The sequence below is a fragment of the Acinetobacter sp. UBA991 genome (assembly GCF_002292065.1).
Lineage (GTDB): Bacteria > Pseudomonadota > Gammaproteobacteria > Pseudomonadales > Moraxellaceae > Acinetobacter > Acinetobacter higginsii.
Map to the genome: position 1 here is coordinate 1 of NZ_DBBF01000042.1, position 18,254 is coordinate 18,254.

The following is an 18,254-nucleotide window of genomic DNA, read 5'->3' on the forward strand; positions in this document are numbered from 1 at the left end:
CTTTAACTTCCTAAGCCCCATTATTAATAATCCCAATATTAAATTCACCTTTGAGCTGATTATGCATTTGATTGATTTTGGCTCGAAAGTCTTCAATCGAAGCATTCAACACTTCAATATATTCCAGAATTTCACGACCATCATCGGTCAGGGCAAAGCCCGCTCGACCTCTTTGACACAGCCGAATTCCGAGCCGATTTTCCAGATCACTCATATGCAGACTAATCGCAGAACGACTGATGCCAAGTAGACTTTCCGCAGCGCTAAAGCTGTGACAGTCACACACCGTTTTAAAAATTTTGAGCAGTTTTATATCAAAATCAGTCACTTGATTTAATTTTTTAGGCTTCATTTAGTTTTGCTTTTTTATATCTAAACTCAAGACAATTTGAATTTATCAAAACTATAACGCGCTGTACACTCCAAACATAAACCCAAAACAAGAAGAGTGATTATGTTTGATATCGACACCACAAATGACCGTGATGATGCATTGGAAGCTAGTCCGTCAGACGTTGCTATGAAGTTAAATTATCAAGCGCATTGGATGCCGTTTACCGCCAATCGTAACTTTCATCAAGATCCACGCATCATCGTGGCTGCCAAAGGTTCGTCTTTGATTGACAGCACAGGACGTGAGATTTATGACTCATTGTCAGGTTTGTGGACCTGCGGTGCAGGGCATAGCTTGCCTGAAATCCAGCAAGCGGTGAGTCGCCAATTGGCAAAACTGGATTATTCACCTGCCTTCCAATTTGGACATCCATTGTCTTTTCAATTGGCTGAGAAAATTGTGCAGCACATGCCTGAAAAACTACAGCATGTATTTTTTACCGATTCGGGTTCTGAGTCAGCAGATACCGCGATCAAAATGGCAAGAGCCTATTGGCGTATTAAAGGTCAACCGAGCAAATCCAAACTGATTGGGCGGGCACGTGGCTATCATGGGGTCAACGTGGCAGGCACAAGCTTGGGAGGTATTGGTGGCAATCGTAAAATGTTTGGTCAATTGATGGATGTAGATCATTTACCGCATACCTTGCAAGCGCATCTGAGTTTTAGCAAAGGCTGTGCCGAAACGGGTGGAATTGAGCTGGCTGATGAAATGCTCAAACTAATTGAGCTACATGATGCATCCAATATCGCCGCAGTGATTGTTGAACCTGTTTCGGGTTCGGCAGGTTGTATTGTGCCGCCAACAGGTTATTTAAAACGCCTACGAGAAATCTGTGATCAACACAATATCCTGCTGATCTTTGATGAGGTGATTACGGGCTTTGGGCGCATGGGCACATGGACAGCGGCTGAATATTTCGATGTAACACCTGATCTGCTGACTTTTGCCAAACAAATTACCAATGGTGCCATTCCATTAGGTGGTGTTGTCGCAAGTCGCGAAATCTATGATGCTTTTATGCAACAAGACTTGCCTGAAAATGCGGTTGAGTTTACTCACGGCTATACCTATTCAGGGCACCCTGTTGCCTGTGCCGCAGCTTTAGCCACTTTAGATGTACTGGAAAATCAGAACTTGATCACTCAATCTGCGGCTTTGGCCCCAAGTTTTGAAAAACTGATTCATGAATTAAAAGGTGCACCGAATGTGATTGATATTCGCAATTGCGGTTTGATTGGGGCGTTACAACTTGCGCCGCGAGAAGGAGATGCCACCATTCGTGGATTTGAAATTGGTATGAAGTTGTGGAAAGCCGGTTTCTATGTGCGTTTTGGCGGAGACACCATTCAATTTGGCCCAATGTTTAACAGCACTGAAGCGCAATTATCACGCTTGATCAATGCTGTGGGTGAAACCCTTTATCAAGTGAAATAAAGCTTGGCTGAGTACCCGCCAAAAGCAAACGGAAAATAAGACACAGAGACAAGGAATACAGATGAATAATTTAGAACATTTTAATGCCAGTGCGTTCAGCAATACGGATTCAGCTCAAGCATCAACCCCTCAATTGATTGGGCATTTTATTCAAGGTGGTTTGGTTACCAAATCCAGTCGAAAACAAGCGGTCTATAATCCGGCAACCGGTAAGATCAGCAAAGAAGTGGGATTGGCGGATACAGCGCTAGTGAATCAGGTGGTGCAGGTTGCAGAACAGGCATTCCCTGCATGGCGCGATACACCCGTGATCAAACGGGCGCGGGTGATGTTTAAGTTCAAACAATTACTTGAAGAAAATGCTGAAACCCTGTGTGAATTGATCGGGCAAGAACATGGCAAGATTTGCCATGATGCCAAAGGTGAATTGCAGCGTGGCATTGAAAATGTGGAATATGCTTGTGGCGCGCCTGAATTTTTAAAAGGTGAGTATTCTAAAAATGTTGGTCCAGATATTGATTCTTGGAGTGAGTTTCAACCTTTAGGTGTGGTTGCAGGGATTACCCCTTTTAATTTCCCTGCAATGGTGCCGTTGTGGATGTTCCCGATGGCGATAGTCTGTGGCAATTGCTTTATTTTAAAGCCTTCGGAAAAGGCTCCTTCAGCCGCACTCTATTTGGCTGAGTTACTTAAACAGGCGGGCTTGCCAGATGGCGTGTTTAATGTGGTCAATGGTGACAAAGAAGCCGTCGATGCTTTACTGCATCATCCCAAAATCCAAGCCATCAGTTTTGTGGGGTCAACGCCAATCGCTGAATATATTTATCGGACTGCCACCTCGACAGGAAAACGCTGTCAGGCCTTAGGTGGTGCAAAAAACCATGCCATCATTATGCCCGATGCCGATATTGATAATGTGGTGACCTCCTTATTAGGTGCAGCCTTTGGTTCATCGGGTGAGCGTTGTATGGCCTTGTCTGTTGCGGTGGCCATTGGCGATGAAGTGGCCGATGTGGTGATTGCCAAGCTCAAGCAAGAAATGCAGCAATTGAAGTTTGGTCATTATGCCGATGCCAGTAATGATTTTGGACCGCTCATTTCGCAAGCACATAAACAGAAGGTACAAGCTTATATCCAAAGTGCCGAGCAACAAGGTGCTAAAATTGTAGTGGATGGACGTGATGCCAAACCCGTCGGTTATGAACATGGATTCTTTGTCGGGCCGACCTTAATTGATCAAATTTCAGCAGAGATGACTAGCTATCAACAAGAAATTTTTGGGCCGGTATTACAGGTGATTCGTGTCGAGAGCATGCAAGAAGCCATGCAGTTGATCAACGACCATGAATATGGCAATGGCACCTGTATTTACACCCGTGATGGCGAAGCGGCGCGTTATTTTAGCAATAATATCCAAGTCGGTATGGTCGGGATCAATGTGCCATTACCTGTACCTGTTGCCTATCACAGTTTTGGCGGCTGGAAGCGTTCACTGTTTGGTGATTTATATGCCTATGGGCCAGATGGCGTGCGTTTCTATACCCGCCGTAAAACCATCACCCAACGTTGGCCATCTGCACAGATTCGTGAGGCGAAACAATTTGCCATGCCAACTTTAAATTAATTTTTGCTCAAGGGGAGACCATTGGTTTTCCCTTTTTATTTTTATAGGAATTTAAACATGTAATTAACGGTTTTTTAAGACGTATTTTTAAGGAATAAAATATGAATAGCGCAAAAACAACAAAATTAGGTGAAGGACTTTCGAACCGCCATGTCACCATGATCAGTATTGGTGGTGTGATTGGTGCAGGTTTATTTGTTGGTTCATCCGCTGCAATTGCCAAAGCAGGTCCCGCTGCTGTACTGGCTTATATTATTACCAGTATTCTGGTTTTTTTAGTCATGCGTATGCTCGGTGAAATGGCCGTTGCACAGCCTGACACAGGTTCATTTTCAACGTATGCCCGTAAAGCAATTGGCCCTTGGGCGGGTTTTAGTGTGGGCTGGCTGTATTGGTGGTTCTGGGTTTTGGTGATCCCAATTGAAGCCATTGCAGGTGCCGAAATTTTGCATGCTTGGTTTCCACAGGTATCCAGTGCCATTTACGCCTTTGCATTTATTATTCTGCTGAGTTTGGCAAACTTCTTTAGCACCAAAAGTTTTGGCGAGTTTGAGTTTTGGTTTGCGCTGATTAAAGTGATTGCGATCCTTGTATTTATTGTGATTGGTGCATCTGCCGTATTTGGACTGTGGCCTTTAGCCAAAGATGTCAGTGGTGTGGGCAATCTTTTTTCCAATGGCGGCTTTATGCCACATGGTATGGGCGGTGTGCTATCTGCGATTTTGATCTCGGCATTTTCCTTCTTTGGCATTGAAATTCTTTCGATTGCTGCGGCGGAGTCTAAAAATCCTGAAGAGAAAATCAAACGAGCGACCAATTTAGTGCTGTATCGGATTATCTTATTCTTCGTGGTTTCGATTTTCCTCGCGGTTGCCTTGGTTGATTGGCGTTCACCTGATTTACAAAAATTGGGTACTTTTCAGTATGTCTTGGTTAGTCTGAATATTCCTCAAACCAAGTTAATTATGGACACTGTGGTATTTATTGCCGTGGCGAGCTGTATGAATGCGGCTGTCTATACCTCTTCACGCATGTTATTTGCTTTAGGGGCTCGTCAAGAAGCGCCAAAAATGGTCACGAAAATTAATGCAGCAGGTGTGCCAACCATCGCGGTATTTGCATCAACATTGATTGGATTGATTTGTTGTGCAGTGAATTATTTATTTCCTGGACAAGTATTTGGATTTCTACTGTCAACCACGGGTTCGATTGCATTGGTGGTTTACTTGGTGATTGCCGTATCACAGCTCCGTTTGCGAACTCAATTAGACAAAGTTGGGGCTGCTGTGCCTTTTAAAATGTGGTTATTTCCATGGCTGACTTGGTTTGTGATTGTGGTGATTATGAGCGTACTAGGCTATATGTTCCTGTCACCTCAATATAGCTATGAAACGACTTTATCTTTGAGCGTAACCTTCATTGTCGTGATTTGTGGACTGATCGTGACCCGAAAGAAGAAAAGTAGTCGAACAGTAGCGTTGCACCTAGACTGATCGAACAGCATGATAAGGCCTAAGCGTTGAAGTTTAGGCCTTATTGTTTTTATAGGAGAAATAGGAGCAACCCGCGCACGAGAGCATGATGATGGCAATGCCCGTGATTTGATACGGGTTGAGATGTTCTTTTAAGATCAGCCAACCAGCAAGGGCACTGACCGCAGGAGAGGCACTCAGTAAAATTCCAAATACTTTCGGTTCGAGCTTTTTCATTGCAAAAATATCCAGTAAGAACGGAATTGTACTGGAAAGTAGCGATACCAAAACACAGAGCAGCAAAATCCAATAAGAATGAAACAGTTGATTCAGATCAGAGATGCCAAAAGGTAGCGCAATTAGAGTGGCTACCAACATGCCTATCGCCACCGTATTGCTGCCGCCTTTGGCAACTTTGCTGCCGTAAATGATATACATGCCCCAACAGAATGCTGCGGCAAGCGCATAAAACATGCCGATATAACTGAAATTCTGATTGCTACTACCCAAAGGTAACAGCATCAGCCCAATAAACGACAAAGCACCCCAGAGTAAATCCTGTTTCTGTTTTGACATGACAATGGCAACGGTGAGTGGGCCCAAGACTTCAATTGAAATGGCAATACCAATCGACAAATGGGAAAATGCCTTATAGATCAAAAGATTCATGAGGCTCAGAATTAGCCCATAAATGATCAGGTTTTTCCAATCCATCTGGGAATGCAAGCTGCGCCAAGGTTTGAACATCATCCATAACAATAGTGCCGAGAAACTTAAACGAATCAGGGCAACTCCTTCAGCACCAAAGATCGGAAATAGGGTTTTGGCAATTGCAGCCCCAATTTGTACCGAGGCAAGTGATAGGCATGCTGCAGCCAAAGCAAATTCTTGTTTATTCTGAACAGACGCACGCATGTCGATGACCTAGAGCTTGATCATGAGATTTTAGTTCTTGAAGGATGATTAAATTGCGCTTATTGATTGAAATCTGTGGGTTATTCACTCTATTATCGAAGAAAAATGAGGAATTAATTCATGGCAGAACTTTCACTCGATCATTTTGATTATGCAATTTTAAGAATATTGCAGCAGGACAATAAAACTTCACATCGGCAGATTTCGGAACAGATTGGTCTATCTCAGGCATCGGTACAACGGCGTATTGTTCGAATGGAACAGGAAGCGATTATTGAAAAGAATTGTGCGGTACTGAATCCAAAGCGATTTGGAGAGAAGGTGACATCAATCATTGAAGTTCGTTTAAGCGAAGATCGTTCCGTGGTGATGGATCGGGCCAAGCAATACTTTGCGGCAGTTGAAGAAATCCAGCAATGTTATTTCGTCAATGGCGGTGTGTCTTTTATCATGATTATGCTTTCCAATAACCTATCTCATTTTGAGGCCTTAGTCAGAAAGCATTTTGCCGATAATCAAGATGTAAAAACCTATCGGACTTTAATCGTTTTAGATCGGGTCAAAGTCAGTTTAGATTTGTGTTTCTAGGCTGAGTTGATGATTGGGAACCTATTGATTGAGCTTTGAACCAATACAATACCTCAACTCAGCGGGTTTCTGTTTTATCCGCGGTTTTGCGGAAAAAGCTCAACAGCATTTTCAATCAAGCATTGACGTAAAATACTAAAAGCAAAAGTCATGTCCTGTTCTTGCACACAGGCAAATCCAAGCAATAGGCCCGATTGAATTGGGGTATCAACACCTGAATAATATTGTGACAATGGGCGGACATTGACGCCGCGCGACAGTGCCAGTGCAGATATTTCAACATCATTGGCGTGATCAGGTAATTTGAGTACCAGATGTAGTCCAGCATCATGATTAAACGCATGTACAAACACATCGCCCAGATAACGGTGAATCAGTTCAATCAGAAACTTCCGTCTTTTGCTATACAGCAGACGCATCCGGCGGATATGTGCTGCATAATGTCCTTCACGAATAAATTCGGCTAAGGCACGTTGAGTGAGTAAGTGACCGCCTCGATACAGTTCAGCCGAAATTGTGCGTAAGGGCTGTACTAGTTGTTTCGGAACGACCATATAGCCAATACGTAAGGCAGGGTAAATAGTTTTACTAAAGGTTCCAATATAAATCACAGGCGGATTGTCTTCCAAACCCTGTAACGATGGATAAGGCTGACCTGAAAAACGGAACTCACTGTCGTAGTCATCTTCAATAATCCAGCTACCATGCTGTTGAGCCAAATCCAGCAATTTTCTACGTCTAGGTAAACTGAGATGCGAACCCAAAGGATATTGATGAGACGGGGTGACGAAAATCAGGCGCGGCGGGGTAGACGGATGTTCTTCTGGAATAATGCCTTCGGCATCGACAGGCATCGGAACAATATTGAGGCCATTGATACGCAGAATATTCTTGGCACCCCAATAGCCCGGATTTTCAATCCAGACATGATCATTTAAATCACATAAAGCGCGTGACACCAGATCAACCGCCTGATGGATGCCTTCGGTAATAATAATCTGGTCTGTTTCACAATTGACTGAACGGGCAATGCGCAAATAATCCGCCAATGCATGGCGTAATTCCATACATCCTCCAGCATTGCTGTAGATCAAATTGGCAATTTCAGGCTGGCGACTGAGACGCGATTTGATCCGATTAAATTCGGCATGTGGAAATTCGGTGACATCAGGCGCACCGGGGACAAAGGCACCCCACTGATACGGGGAGGCAGCGGCATGTTGCAGCAAACTCGCCCCACGCTGAGAAAGCGTTCGTGTTGTATCTTCTGTACTTGCAGCAGCATAGCTTGGTGTAGTGCTGACCTGAATATAACTTTCAGGTAGGGTCTCTGAGACCCAAGTGCCTCGACCGGTATGCGCTTGAATATAACCTTCAGCACGTAATTGCTCATAGGCATTGAGCACGGTATTACGTGAAACGTGCAGCTCATTGGCCAAATCACGTGATGCTGGAAGACGAGTATTGGGTGCAAGAATGCCTTCCAAAATGGCATCTCTTAAACAATGAAAAACCCGAGCGGGTAAAGTCCCTTCACTGGCCTGTTGTAAATGCTGTAACAGGTAGTCTCCTAACAGGGTACGCAATTGGCTCTCTCCTTTAGTCCAAAAGTGGCTCTCGTCTATTCCTTATAAAAGGTACACATTAAGTACCCATAGCGCATTTTAGCCTTGTTTCAGCAATACATTGTCATGAAGCAATTTAAATGCCCAAAAAGATTATTGTTTTGTCGTATAGAGGTAACAAAATGGATGCAAAGCATATTGCAATAAATGCTCGTAAACAGCAAGCAACGCCACGTGGTGTTGGCGTGATGTGCCAATGGTATGCTGAACGTGCGAGCAATGCGACTTTGTGGGATACGGAAGGAAACGAATATATTGATTTTGCCGGTGGAATTGCAGTTTTAAATACGGGGCATCGCCATCCAAAAGTCATCGCAGCAGTGGCTGAACAACTGAATAAATTTACCCATACGGCGTATCAAATTGTACCGTATGAAAGTTATGTGTCTCTGGCTGAACGGATTAATGCCCGTGCGCCGATTGATGACCCTGCCAAAACAGCATTTTTTACCACAGGCGCTGAAGCTGTTGAGAATGCAGTGAAGATTGCGCGTGCTGCAACGGGTCGTCATGGCATTATCACCTTTGGTGGTGGTTTCCACGGTCGTACTTTTATGACTATGGCGATGACAGGCAAAACAGCCCCTTATAAACGTGACTTTGGTGTCATGACCGCAGGCGTATTCCATGCCCGTTATCCAGTGGCGTCTAAAGGAATCTCTGTGAATGATGCCTTGATTAGCCTGGAAGAAATTTTTAGTGAAGATATTGCGGCACATGATGTGGCTGCAATTGTGCTAGAGCCTGTACAAGGTGAAGGCGGATTTAATGTTGCACCAGTTGAGTTTATGCAGCAACTGCGCAAGATTTGTGATGAACACGGTATTCTTTTAATTGCTGATGAAGTGCAAACTGGTTTTGCGCGTACTGGGCAACTGTTTGCGATGCAGCATTATCCAGTCAAAGCAGATTTGATTACCATGGCAAAAAGCTTGGGTGGTGGTTTTCCTCTGTCGGGTGTGGTCGGTCGTGCTGAGGTGATGGATGCACCGAACCCAGGCGGTTTAGGCGGTACTTATGCGGGTAACCCACTTGCCATTGCCGCAGCCAATGCCGTGATCGATGTGATTGAAGATGAACAGTTATGTGAACGTGCCAATGTACTCGGTGATGAATTAGTAGAAATGCTCAAAGTGGCACAAAAATATTCAAATGATATTATTGATATTCGTGCATTGGGTTCGATGGTGGCAGTTGAATTTGGTGATCATGTCACGGGTCAACCGAAACCAGAAGTGGCGAAAGCCATTCAGCAATATGCCATGGAGCAGGGTTTATTACTTTTAACCTGTGGCAAGCATGGCAATGTGATTCGTTTCTTATATCCATTGACGATTCCTGTGGTTCAGTTCAATCAAGCGCTGGTGATTATTCAAGATGCAATTGCAGCGCAACAACCTGCTTTACAAAAGCTCGCAGGAGCTGAAGCATGATTGATCTCAACTTGCAGGCTCTATTAAAGCATCCAGATATTCGTTTTGATGCGGCGCCAACTGAACATTATTTTGTAGTGGATGATGCAGCAACAGGACAAGCTTTGGCTTGGGTCAAAGCATCTGACCAAGCCGAGGTTGAAGCCGCGATTGCGCGTTCAGCCGTAGCACAGGCTCAATGGCAGCAGCAAACGGCTTTGGTACGTGCCGATATTCTGCTGGCGTGGTATCAGTTGATTTTGCAACAACGTGAAGCTTTGGCACAAATCTTAACCGCAGAGCAAGGAAAATCGCTGGCAGAAGCACGCGGAGAAATTAGTTATGCAGCCTCGTTCATCCGTTGGTTTGCAGAACAGGCGCGTCGTGTCGATGGTTCCGTGTTAACACCTGTTCAATCACAGCAGCGTTTGATTGTGCTTAAGCAAGCGATTGGAGTGACCGCAGCGATTACGCCGTGGAATTTCCCAGCCGCAATGATCACTCGCAAAATTGCACCTGCTTTGGCTGCGGGGTGTTCGATGTTGGTCAAACCAGCGGAACAGACTCCGTTAACTGCCTATGCTTTGGCGGTACTGGCAGAGCAGGCAGGCTTACCTGCTGATCTATTTATTTTGATCAGTGGTGACGCGGTGGCTGTCGGGCAAACTTTATGTGCAAGTGATACGGTACGTAAACTCAGCTTTACAGGTTCAACCGATGTTGGTCGTATTTTGATGAAACAATGTGCACCGACCATCAAAAAGCTTTCTTTAGAGCTGGGTGGCAATGCTCCTGTGATTATTTTTGATGATGCAGATGTTGAGCGCGCGGTGCAGGGCATTATGGTCAGCAAGTTCCGTAACAGCGGACAAACCTGTGTCTGTGCCAACCGTATCTATGTTCAGGACGGGATTTATGATGCGATTTGTGAGCGCTTAAAAATCGCCGTTGAACAGCAACTTCGTGTCGGGGATGGACGTGAAGAAGGAGTGACACAAGGTCCACTGATTGATCAAGATGCAGTTGAAAAAGTGCAATCACATATTGCCGATGCGGTGAGTCACGGCGCTTCAATTGTCGTCGGTGGCCAAGCGCATGCCTTGGGGAAAACCTTCTTTGAACCGACCATCTTAAGAGATGTTACTCAGCAGATGAAAGTTGCCAAAGAAGAAACCTTTGGTCCATTAGCACCGTTGTTCCGTTTCAATGATGAAGCTGAAGCGATTGCGATGGCCAATGATACGGAGTTTGGCTTGGCGAGTTATATTTTTACCCAAGACATGGCACGTCAATGGCGGGTAATCCAAAAACCTCAACCTTGGCTGCATTAAGTGTGATTCGCGCTTGCCGCAATAGTGTTGAAGCAATTCAGATTTAAAAGGATTTGATCATGGTAAAGGAAATTTATATCGCTGGTGAATGGCGATTAGGTAAAGGCGCTACGATTCAAAGTTTATTTCCAGCAGATCAATCGGTGAATGCTGAAATTTCAACGGCGAGTCTGGAAGATGTCAATGAAGCCATCGAAAAGGCAGATGCGGCTTGGCGTAAAGCTGAGTGGCGCAACAGCATGCCGCATGAACGTGCCCGTATTTTATATAAAGTGGCAGACATTATTGAAGCGCGTGTAGATGAGCTTTCAAAGTTGCAAACTCGTGATAATGGCAAGCCATTGGCTGAAACCCGTGCCTTGACCCTGAGTGCGGCAGCAACAGCACGTTATGTAGCAGCAGCCTGCGAAACCTTGAATGATGAGCTGACCACGCAACGTGCCGCAGATTTCATGACCATGAGCGTGCATGAACCAGTGGGCGTGGTCGCTGCAATTACCCCGTGGAACTCACCGATTGCCAGTGAAGTACAGAAATTGGCACCTGCACTTGCGGGCGGTAATGCAGTGATTCTAAAACCTGCGGAAGTGACTTCTTTGATTGCATTGGAACTCGCTAAAATCTTTGAAGAAGCGGGTTTACCGAAAGGTTTACTCAGTGTATTGGTCGGACGAGGTTCGGTGATTGGTGATGCAATCGTAAAGCATCCTTTGGTGCGTAAGATTTCATTTACGGGTGGAACCACTACGGGTCGTCATTTGGCACATTTAGCAGCCGATAAATTGATCACGACCTCTTTGGAGCTTGGTGGAAAATCACCAACGATTGTATTGCCAGATGCAGATATTGAACTGGCAGCCAAAGGTGTGGCTTACGGTATTTTCAGTTCGGCTGGACAAGCCTGTATTGCAGGTTCGCGTCTGTTTGTACACAGCAGTATCTATGATCAATTCCTCAGTCGTCTGGTTGAAATTACCAAAGGCTTGCGTGTTGGACACCCTGAAACAGCAGGCATACATCTCGGGTCTTTGATTAACCCGAAGCATTTGGCTTCTGTCGATGACTATGTACAGCTCGCGAAACAAGAAGGTGGGCAAGTCCTTGCGGGTGGTCATGCCTTGACCGAAGGTGAGTTTGCTAAAGGTAGCTATTACTTACCCACCATTATCACTGGCTTAAGCAATTCAGCACAAACCTGTCAGGAAGAGATTTTTGGCCCTGTACTGGTGGTGATGAAATATGACGATGAACAAGATTTGCTTGCACAAGCCAATGACAGTTGTTTTGGACTTGCTGCAGGCATCTGGACGGAAAACTATCGTAAGGCATGGCAAATTGCGCGTGCTTTAGAAGTGGGTACGGTCTGGATCAATACCTATAAGAAATTCTCGATTTCTGCGCCATTTGGCGGCTTTAAAGAAAGTGGCATTGGGCGTGAAAAAGGTCGTTTAGGCATTTTGTCTTATATGCAACAAAAAAGTATCTATATGGGATTAAGCGAGCAGCCAAATCCTTGGGCGAATTAATACATTCATGGAATGAACCGTTTTTGAGGAATATACAAATGACAGAACGTGTAAATGTCGGCGAAGCCATCGCCCGTGTTTTAGAAGCACACCAAGTAGACAGTATTTATGGCGTGATCTCGATCCATAACTTACCGATTGCTGATGCAGTGGGTCGCCGTGAAAAAATCCGTTTTGTGGCGGCACGCGGTGAAGCAGGTGCGGTGACGATGGCCGATGGTCACTCGCGTTTTAAAGGACTCGGTGTGGCGCTCACCAGTACGGGCGCGGGTGCAGGTAATGCAGTCGGTTCACTGATTGAAGCGATGAATGCAGGCAGTCCTGTTTTACACTTAACTGGGCAAGTCGAACGTGAATATTTGGATCGTGACGCCAGTTTTATTCATGAAACCAAAGATCAGCTGACTTTCTTACGTGCATCAAGCAAAGCTGCTTTCCGTATTACTAGTCCTGACAATGCGGTGGGTGTGATTCGTGAAGCGATTCGTGTAGCTACGACGGTACCGATGGGGCCAGTGAGTGTTGAGTTACCGATTGATGTACAAGCAGCAGAAATCGATTTGCCGCTGAACTTGGGCCCAGTAAAAGCCCTTGAATTACCACAGGCTGAACAGGTCGAAGTCGATTTAATCGTTGAAGAACTGAAAAAAGCCAAACGTCCAGTGTTTTGGATCGGTGGCGGTACGTTGAATAGCGTTGCGGAAGTCAAAGCCATCGCTGATCTTGGTATTCCTGTGGTGTCATCAACACATGCGCGCGGTGTATTGGCGGATGATCATCCGCGTAGCCTAGGTGCATTCCATAACTCGGCTGGTGTTGAGCAATTGCTTAAAGACGCTGATCTATTGGTAGTGGTGGGTTCTCGTTTACGTAGTAATGAAACCAAAACCTATTCAGTGCAATTCCCTGACAATATTATCCAGATTGATGCCAATCCTGTGGCACAACAGCGTAATTACAAAGTGCGTAACTTCATCTGTGGTGACGCTAAAGATGTATTGCAACGTGTATTGACTAGCTTGCAAGGTATTTCAAAAGTCGATGCGGATTATGATGCCGCGATGGTGAAGGCAAAACAGGCGGCAATCGATGCGCTACGTACGCAGTTAGATCAGTACGCTTTAATCTGTGATCACTTACGTGCTGCTTTACCACAAGACGGTATTTTCGTACGCGACATTACCATGTCAGGCAGCACTTGGGGCAGCCGTTTATTCCCAGTACAAGCACCAAACCAGAATATTCACTCTTTAGCAGGTGCAATTGGTTTGGGGCTGGCGACTGCGATTGGTGCTTCCATTGCCAACCCTGATAAAAAAGTCATTGGCTTGGTCGGTGATGGTGGTTTGATGTTAGGCATCGGCGAAATCGCAACCATGGCGCAAGAAAATACCAATATGGTGTTGATGATCATGAATGATGGTGGTTATGGCGTGATGCGTGGTATCCAAAAGAATTACTTCGGTGGTCGCCAGTATTTCAATGAATTGCATACCCCAGACTATAAAGTTTTAGGCGAAGCAATGGGTGTGAAGAGCTGGAAAGTGGGCAGTGCTGATGAATTCAAGACCGTGATTCAGGAAGCTGTTGCATTCCAAGGGCCAAGCGTGATTGAGCTGGATATGCATTCAATTGGGCCATTGAACTTCGCGGGTCCACCACAGAAAAAATTGTACTAATCTCACTGAGCTTTGGCAGTCCGTGCTGATGTGAAGACCGTTTTATGGGCAAATTTTTTTGCTCATAAAACGATAAAAACTATGTTTCATAGGTAAAACAAAAAAGCTAGCCAACAGGATCGTTGGAACAAAAACCAAGGAATCAAGAGATGAAAAAGACCTCTATAGCCATGCTATTTGCTGCATTTTATTTGGGTACCACATCCCATGTTTTTGCACAAAGCTCAGCCCTAGAATGGAAAAGTGAAGATGGAACGGATTCGGTAAAATTGGGTGGCGTGGTGCGACTCAACCAACGTTATGAAAATTGGGAAGGACCCAATGGCGGTTTTGGAAAACTGTATTTTGATATTTTTCGGGTGGATTTAAAAGGCAAATTTGACGACGCTTATTTTAATGCCAGTTATCTGTTTCAGGATCAAGAGAAACGCTCGATTGAGAAAGCTTATGTCGGCTATAACCTTGATCAAAATAATAGTATCGAAGCAGGTTTTGTCTATAAACCTTTTGCAATTTATCCTTATCCACAGAATGGCTGGACCTATCATATTCCATTTTTCTTGGGCTACGGCAACAACATTGCACCGGGTTTGAACTGGAATTTTAATAACAAGGATTGGGATATCAAACTGGGCTATTATCCGCAAATGCTGGAGACCAGTCTGCGTTACTCACCTGAAAGTGCCACCTATGATGATTTGGCCGATAATGCGTTTCCAACCCAAAAAGCCTATCAAAATGAAAAGCGCCATCAATTTAACACGCGCATCGTCCGTAAATTAGAAACTGATTTTGGTAAGCAAGAATTTGGTGTGTCGGGCGCTATTGCACAATTGCACAATAAAAGCACTGATAAAAATGGTCAATATTATGCGGTCGGCCTACACACAGATAATAATTACAAACGCTTTAATTTACAAAGTTCTGTAATTCATTATCAATATGATGCCAAAAACCCTGAGGGTGTCAGTAATGATGTAACCTTGATGGGTAATAATGGCTTTACCCCTGCTTATTTCATTGCGTCAGAAGCCACAGTTGCCAGTTTAAACCTCGCTTATACCTTGCCTGTGCAGGACATGGGCAAACTCAAAGCCATCCGTTTCTATAATGACTATAGTTATATGGACAAGAAACGCGATAATTGGTCAGCTTCACAAATGAATACCACAGGGATGATGTTTATTGCTTCTCCGTTTATGGTGTGGGCTGATTATACCTGGGGTAAAAACTCCAATATTATTGGTGGGGCTTCCAATGCCACAGGTTATACCTCAACGGTTTCGCCGTATAGCGACCAGTGGTTATACCGCATCAATTTAAATATTGGATTTAGTTTCTAAATTTCCAATTGGTACTTTTTTAGAAGGAGTGAGTCATGCCCATGATTCACTCTTTTTGCTTTTGAGAAGTTTTTAGCTGAGATGGCTTTTTCGATATTCAGATGGAGTCAGGTGTTCCCATTGTTTAAAGGCACGGCTAAAAGCACTCTGTTCGGCATAACCGAGTAGCAGTGCAATTTCAGTGAGAGACAGTTCTGATTTGACCAAATAGCTTTTTGCCAGTTCTACACGAATGCTTTTAACCAGATCGCTATATTGCAAATTATAGCTAGTCAGCTTGCGATAAAAGCTTCTTAGCGATAGATTCATCTGTTTGGCAATATTCTCAGCAGAGGGTTCACCAATCTTCAGCATACTAACGATGAGTAGCTGTAAATCTTTTAAGAAAGTATCAGGATTGGGAATGCTCTTGAGTAGTGCTTCTGCCTGCTGATCTAACAGTTTTTTAAGATACGGATCACGACTTGGAATGGGCAGATGCAGGATTTCAAGTGGTAGCCATAATCTTAATACATCTGAATCGAAACTGACGGGGCAGCCATACACTGCTGCATAGGGTGCGATATCAATAGGTGCAGAAGCAGAAAATTCGATTTCTAAAGGGCAAATCTCAGGTCGCTGCAAGATCTTACGGATAGTATTCAATACGCCTGAAAGCAGCACTTCATTCGAAAGTTGAGAGTTTTTATGTACCACAGGCGTCCAGCACATACAAAAACGATCTTCTTTTTGCACAATCGAAAATGAAGCCGAGTTTTGCAACAGTGGTTGGAAATTCTTAAAACAATTCAGAAAGCTGATCAGGTTCGGACTGGATAATGCTAAGTAACCTAATATATGGATATGATGCGGTTCTGAGAGTTCACCAATATAATGTCCTAACACAGGCGTTGGATGTTGCTGATAGATATGTTCAAGCAGACTCCACCATTTGTGCAATGGCATTCGGGCCTGATGTGCATACTGTTTACTGAGCTCATCTAACTGCAAATTTGAAATATTGTTTTGTTGTAAATACTTTGCAATGAGCTCTAACAGAACCGATGGAATACTTGGAATTTCAGTCATAGTTACACTGCTCGTTTTGAAGTCACATCCTTTAACTCTATCCCGATCAATCAGCCAATCATCCTCACTGATTGCGGTATTTATCTTAACGGATTCAAATCCAAGCCTATTTATCATCAAAGGACAGAATAGCAGTATTTAGTACCCAAACTGTCGAATGAATCATCAATTTGATTTGATTTATTTTGATGCTTTATGCATTTGACTTTGATTATTTTAATCTGGCATTGACGGTCAAGTCTTTATTGCACAATCAAACTATTTTCCACAGATAGCGCTGTTCATAAATTTGTCGATTTATGAATGGGTTGAACTGACAGGATTTTTATATTTGGGAGTGGAAAATGTCAGATTTAAAGCAGGATGTGGTCGTAAATAATCATCGATTTGATGTGGTGATAATCGGAGCTGGTTTTTCTGGAATTGCCGCTGGAATTAAGCTGAAACAGCAAAATATCAATAACTTTATTATTCTGGAAAAATCAAATGAAGTAGGTGGGGTCTGGCGGGAAAATACCTATCCGGGCTGTGAGTGTGATGTGCCATCTTCAATTTATTCCTATTCATTCGCACCGAATCCGAACTGGAGTCATATTTTCGCGAAACAAAAAGAGATCCAGCAATATATTCAGGACGTCACCAGCCGCTTTAAGATGGATCAGCATATTCTGTTTAATACCGAATTGCAGCAAGCCTCGTGGTCGAGTGATCAGCAGTGTTGGCAAATTATGACCAATCAAGGCATCTATCAGGCACGCTTTGTATTTTTTGCGGTGGGTCCGTTGAGTGAACCGACAATGCCGACGGTGAAAGGTTTAAATCGTTTTAAAGGGGAAGTTTTCCATTCTGCGCAATGGAATCATGCAGTGGATTTAAGCAATAAACGCGTCGCCGTGATTGGAACGGGGGCGTCGGCGATACAGATTATTCCTGCGATTCAACCGATTGTGAAGCAGCTTTATGTGTTTCAACGCACTGCACCGTGGGTGATTCCAAAGCCCAATATGGTTATTAACAACAGCTCCAAAAATCTACAGCAAAAAGTACCATTTACTCTAAATTCCATCCGTAAATTGACCAGTGTGTCCATGGATGTATTTAGTTCCAGTGTTAATCAACCAAAAACCTTGGAGGCTTTAGGGAAGGGCTTGATTCACTGGATGCATTACCAGATTCAAGATCCAGCATTACGAGAGAAAGTCAGACCCAAATTTACGCTGGGCTGCAAACGGATTTTATTTTCAAATACTTATTATCCTGCATTGGCAGCCAAAAATGTGGAACTGATTGATCAGGGCGTGAAGGAAGTTACTGCAAAAGGTATCCTTGTCGATGGTCAAGAAATTCCTTTGGACATTATTGTTTGGAGTACAGGTTTTGAGGTGGCCAAACCACCCATTGCCAAACGGATTATGACCAAAACGGGTGTGTTGCTGGATGATGTTTGGCAAATCAATACAGTACAGGCCTATAAAGGCTGTGTGGTGAAAGACCTGCCCAATGCCTTTATGTTGCTCGGCCCCAATAGTATTAGCTATAACTCCTTAATCAGCGCCGTTGAAAACCAGATTGATTATGCAGTGAAAGCGATACGTTTTGTATTGGACCATCATTTAAGCAGCTTCGAAATTTCTACTTTTGCCGATACTCAATATAATCAAAAGTTGCAAAACAAGTTGAATGCCTCGGTGTTTAAGCAAGGCGGATGTGCAAGTTATTATTTGGATGCGCAGCAAGTGAATGTGGCGAATTATCCATGGACCATGCAATATATGAAAAACGATATGGCGGAATTCGATAGCTATAGTTATAGCTTCCACCGTTAAAAGCAAAGGAGCCT

12 protein-coding genes and 3 pseudogenes are annotated in these 18,254 nt (G+C 44.1%); 11 read left to right on the forward strand and 4 right to left on the reverse strand.

The genetic code is table 11. From position 1 onward, the window contains the following. Positions 1–19 precede the first annotated feature (19 nt). Positions 20–352, reverse strand: a pseudogene (locus B2727_RS17305) (LysR family transcriptional regulator); the annotation flags it as partial. A gap of 96 nt (positions 353–448) precedes the next feature. Here B2727_RS17305 and B2727_RS17310 point away from each other — a divergent pair. The 3 genes from B2727_RS17310 to B2727_RS17320 all read left to right on the forward strand — a co-directional run bounded on the left by B2727_RS17310 (position 449) and on the right by B2727_RS17320 (position 4,948). Then, positions 449–1,831, forward strand: coding sequence for an aspartate aminotransferase family protein (locus B2727_RS17310; RefSeq protein WP_164467939.1), 1,383 nt, complete (start codon positions 449–451; stop codon positions 1,829–1,831). Between the two features lie 61 nt (positions 1,832–1,892). Further along, on the forward strand, positions 1,893–3,455 hold the full coding sequence (locus B2727_RS17315) for a CoA-acylating methylmalonate-semialdehyde dehydrogenase (protein WP_033134723.1): 1,563 nt from the start codon (positions 1,893–1,895) through the stop codon (positions 3,453–3,455). 101 nt (positions 3,456–3,556) lie between these two features. Next, positions 3,557–4,948: an amino acid permease gene (locus tag B2727_RS17320; RefSeq protein ID WP_033134724.1), complete on the forward strand. Its 1,392-nt coding sequence runs from the start codon at positions 3,557–3,559 to the stop codon at positions 4,946–4,948. 33 nt (positions 4,949–4,981) lie between these two features. Here B2727_RS17320 and B2727_RS17325 read toward each other — a convergent pair whose 3' ends face one another. Beyond that, positions 4,982–5,842: an EamA family transporter gene (locus B2727_RS17325; RefSeq protein ID WP_033134725.1), complete on the reverse strand. Its 861-nt coding sequence runs from the start codon at positions 5,840–5,842 to the stop codon at positions 4,982–4,984. A gap of 120 nt (positions 5,843–5,962) precedes the next feature. Between B2727_RS17325 and B2727_RS17330 the strand changes: the two genes are divergently transcribed. Then, positions 5,963–6,430: an Lrp/AsnC family transcriptional regulator gene (locus tag B2727_RS17330; RefSeq protein WP_033134726.1), complete on the forward strand. Its 468-nt coding sequence runs from the start codon at positions 5,963–5,965 to the stop codon at positions 6,428–6,430. 74 nt (positions 6,431–6,504) lie between these two features. Here the strand turns inward: B2727_RS17330 and B2727_RS17335 are convergent, their stop codons facing one another. After that, positions 6,505–8,016: a PLP-dependent aminotransferase family protein gene (locus B2727_RS17335; protein ID WP_033134727.1), complete on the reverse strand. Its 1,512-nt coding sequence runs from the start codon at positions 8,014–8,016 to the stop codon at positions 6,505–6,507. Positions 8,017–8,177: 161 nt separating this feature from the next. Between B2727_RS17335 and B2727_RS17340 the strand changes: the two genes are divergently transcribed. The 6 genes and pseudogenes from B2727_RS17340 to B2727_RS17365 all read left to right on the forward strand — a co-directional run bounded on the left by B2727_RS17340 (position 8,178) and on the right by B2727_RS17365 (position 15,346). Continuing rightward, positions 8,178–9,488, forward strand: coding sequence for a 4-aminobutyrate--2-oxoglutarate transaminase (locus B2727_RS17340; RefSeq protein ID WP_033134728.1), 1,311 nt, complete (start codon positions 8,178–8,180; stop codon positions 9,486–9,488). After that, positions 9,485–10,768 (forward strand): annotated as a pseudogene (locus B2727_RS17345) (NAD-dependent succinate-semialdehyde dehydrogenase); the annotation flags it as partial. The gene B2727_RS17340 and the pseudogene B2727_RS17345, both read left to right, overlap by 4 nt. After that, positions 10,765–10,845: pseudogene (locus B2727_RS17350) on the forward strand (hypothetical protein); the annotation flags it as partial. The pseudogenes B2727_RS17345 and B2727_RS17350, both read left to right, overlap by 4 nt. Positions 10,846–10,857: 12 nt before the next feature. After that, a complete protein-coding gene (locus B2727_RS17355) occupies positions 10,858–12,324 on the forward strand; it encodes an aldehyde dehydrogenase (RefSeq protein ID WP_005202801.1) in 1,467 nt (488 codons plus the stop codon). 38 nt (positions 12,325–12,362) lie between these two features. Next, entirely contained in the window at positions 12,363–14,003 is a 1,641-nt protein-coding gene (locus tag B2727_RS17360; protein ID WP_005202802.1) for a thiamine pyrophosphate-binding protein, read from the forward strand. Positions 14,004–14,152: 149 nt separating this feature from the next. Beyond that, complete coding sequence (locus B2727_RS17365; RefSeq protein ID WP_033134733.1) at positions 14,153–15,346, forward strand: hypothetical protein; 1,194 nt, start codon at positions 14,153–14,155, stop codon at positions 15,344–15,346. Positions 15,347–15,418: 72 nt separating this feature from the next. Here the strand turns inward: B2727_RS17365 and B2727_RS17370 are convergent, their stop codons facing one another. Beyond that, complete coding sequence (locus tag B2727_RS17370) at positions 15,419–16,414, reverse strand: AraC family transcriptional regulator (protein WP_033134734.1); 996 nt, start codon at positions 16,412–16,414, stop codon at positions 15,419–15,421. 344 nt (positions 16,415–16,758) lie between these two features. Between B2727_RS17370 and B2727_RS17375 the strand changes: the two genes are divergently transcribed. Next, positions 16,759–18,240, forward strand: coding sequence for a flavin-containing monooxygenase (locus tag B2727_RS17375; RefSeq protein ID WP_033134735.1), 1,482 nt, complete (start codon positions 16,759–16,761; stop codon positions 18,238–18,240). Positions 18,241–18,254: the final 14 nt, after the last annotated feature.

Excerpts from the sequence above, each read along its gene's own strand:
- B2727_RS17315 (WP_033134723.1), top strand. The coding sequence starts at position 1,893 with ATGAATAATTTAGAACATTTTAATGCCAGTGCGTTCAGCAATACGGAT.
- B2727_RS17320 (WP_033134724.1), top strand. The coding sequence starts at position 3,557 with ATGAATAGCGCAAAAACAACAAAATTAGGTGAAGGACTTTCGAACCGC.
- B2727_RS17325 (WP_033134725.1), bottom strand. The coding sequence starts at position 5,842 with ATGCGTGCGTCTGTTCAGAATAAACAAGAATTTGCTTTGGCTGCAGCA.
- B2727_RS17330 (WP_033134726.1), top strand. The coding sequence starts at position 5,963 with ATGGCAGAACTTTCACTCGATCATTTTGATTATGCAATTTTAAGAATA.
- B2727_RS17340 (WP_033134728.1), top strand. The coding sequence starts at position 8,178 with ATGGATGCAAAGCATATTGCAATAAATGCTCGTAAACAGCAAGCAACG.
- B2727_RS17355 (WP_005202801.1), top strand. The coding sequence starts at position 10,858 with ATGGTAAAGGAAATTTATATCGCTGGTGAATGGCGATTAGGTAAAGGC.
- B2727_RS17360 (WP_005202802.1), top strand. The coding sequence starts at position 12,363 with ATGACAGAACGTGTAAATGTCGGCGAAGCCATCGCCCGTGTTTTAGAA.
- B2727_RS17365 (WP_033134733.1), top strand. The coding sequence starts at position 14,153 with ATGAAAAAGACCTCTATAGCCATGCTATTTGCTGCATTTTATTTGGGT.
- B2727_RS17370 (WP_033134734.1), bottom strand. The coding sequence starts at position 16,414 with ATGACTGAAATTCCAAGTATTCCATCGGTTCTGTTAGAGCTCATTGCA.
- B2727_RS17375 (WP_033134735.1), top strand. The coding sequence starts at position 16,759 with ATGTCAGATTTAAAGCAGGATGTGGTCGTAAATAATCATCGATTTGAT.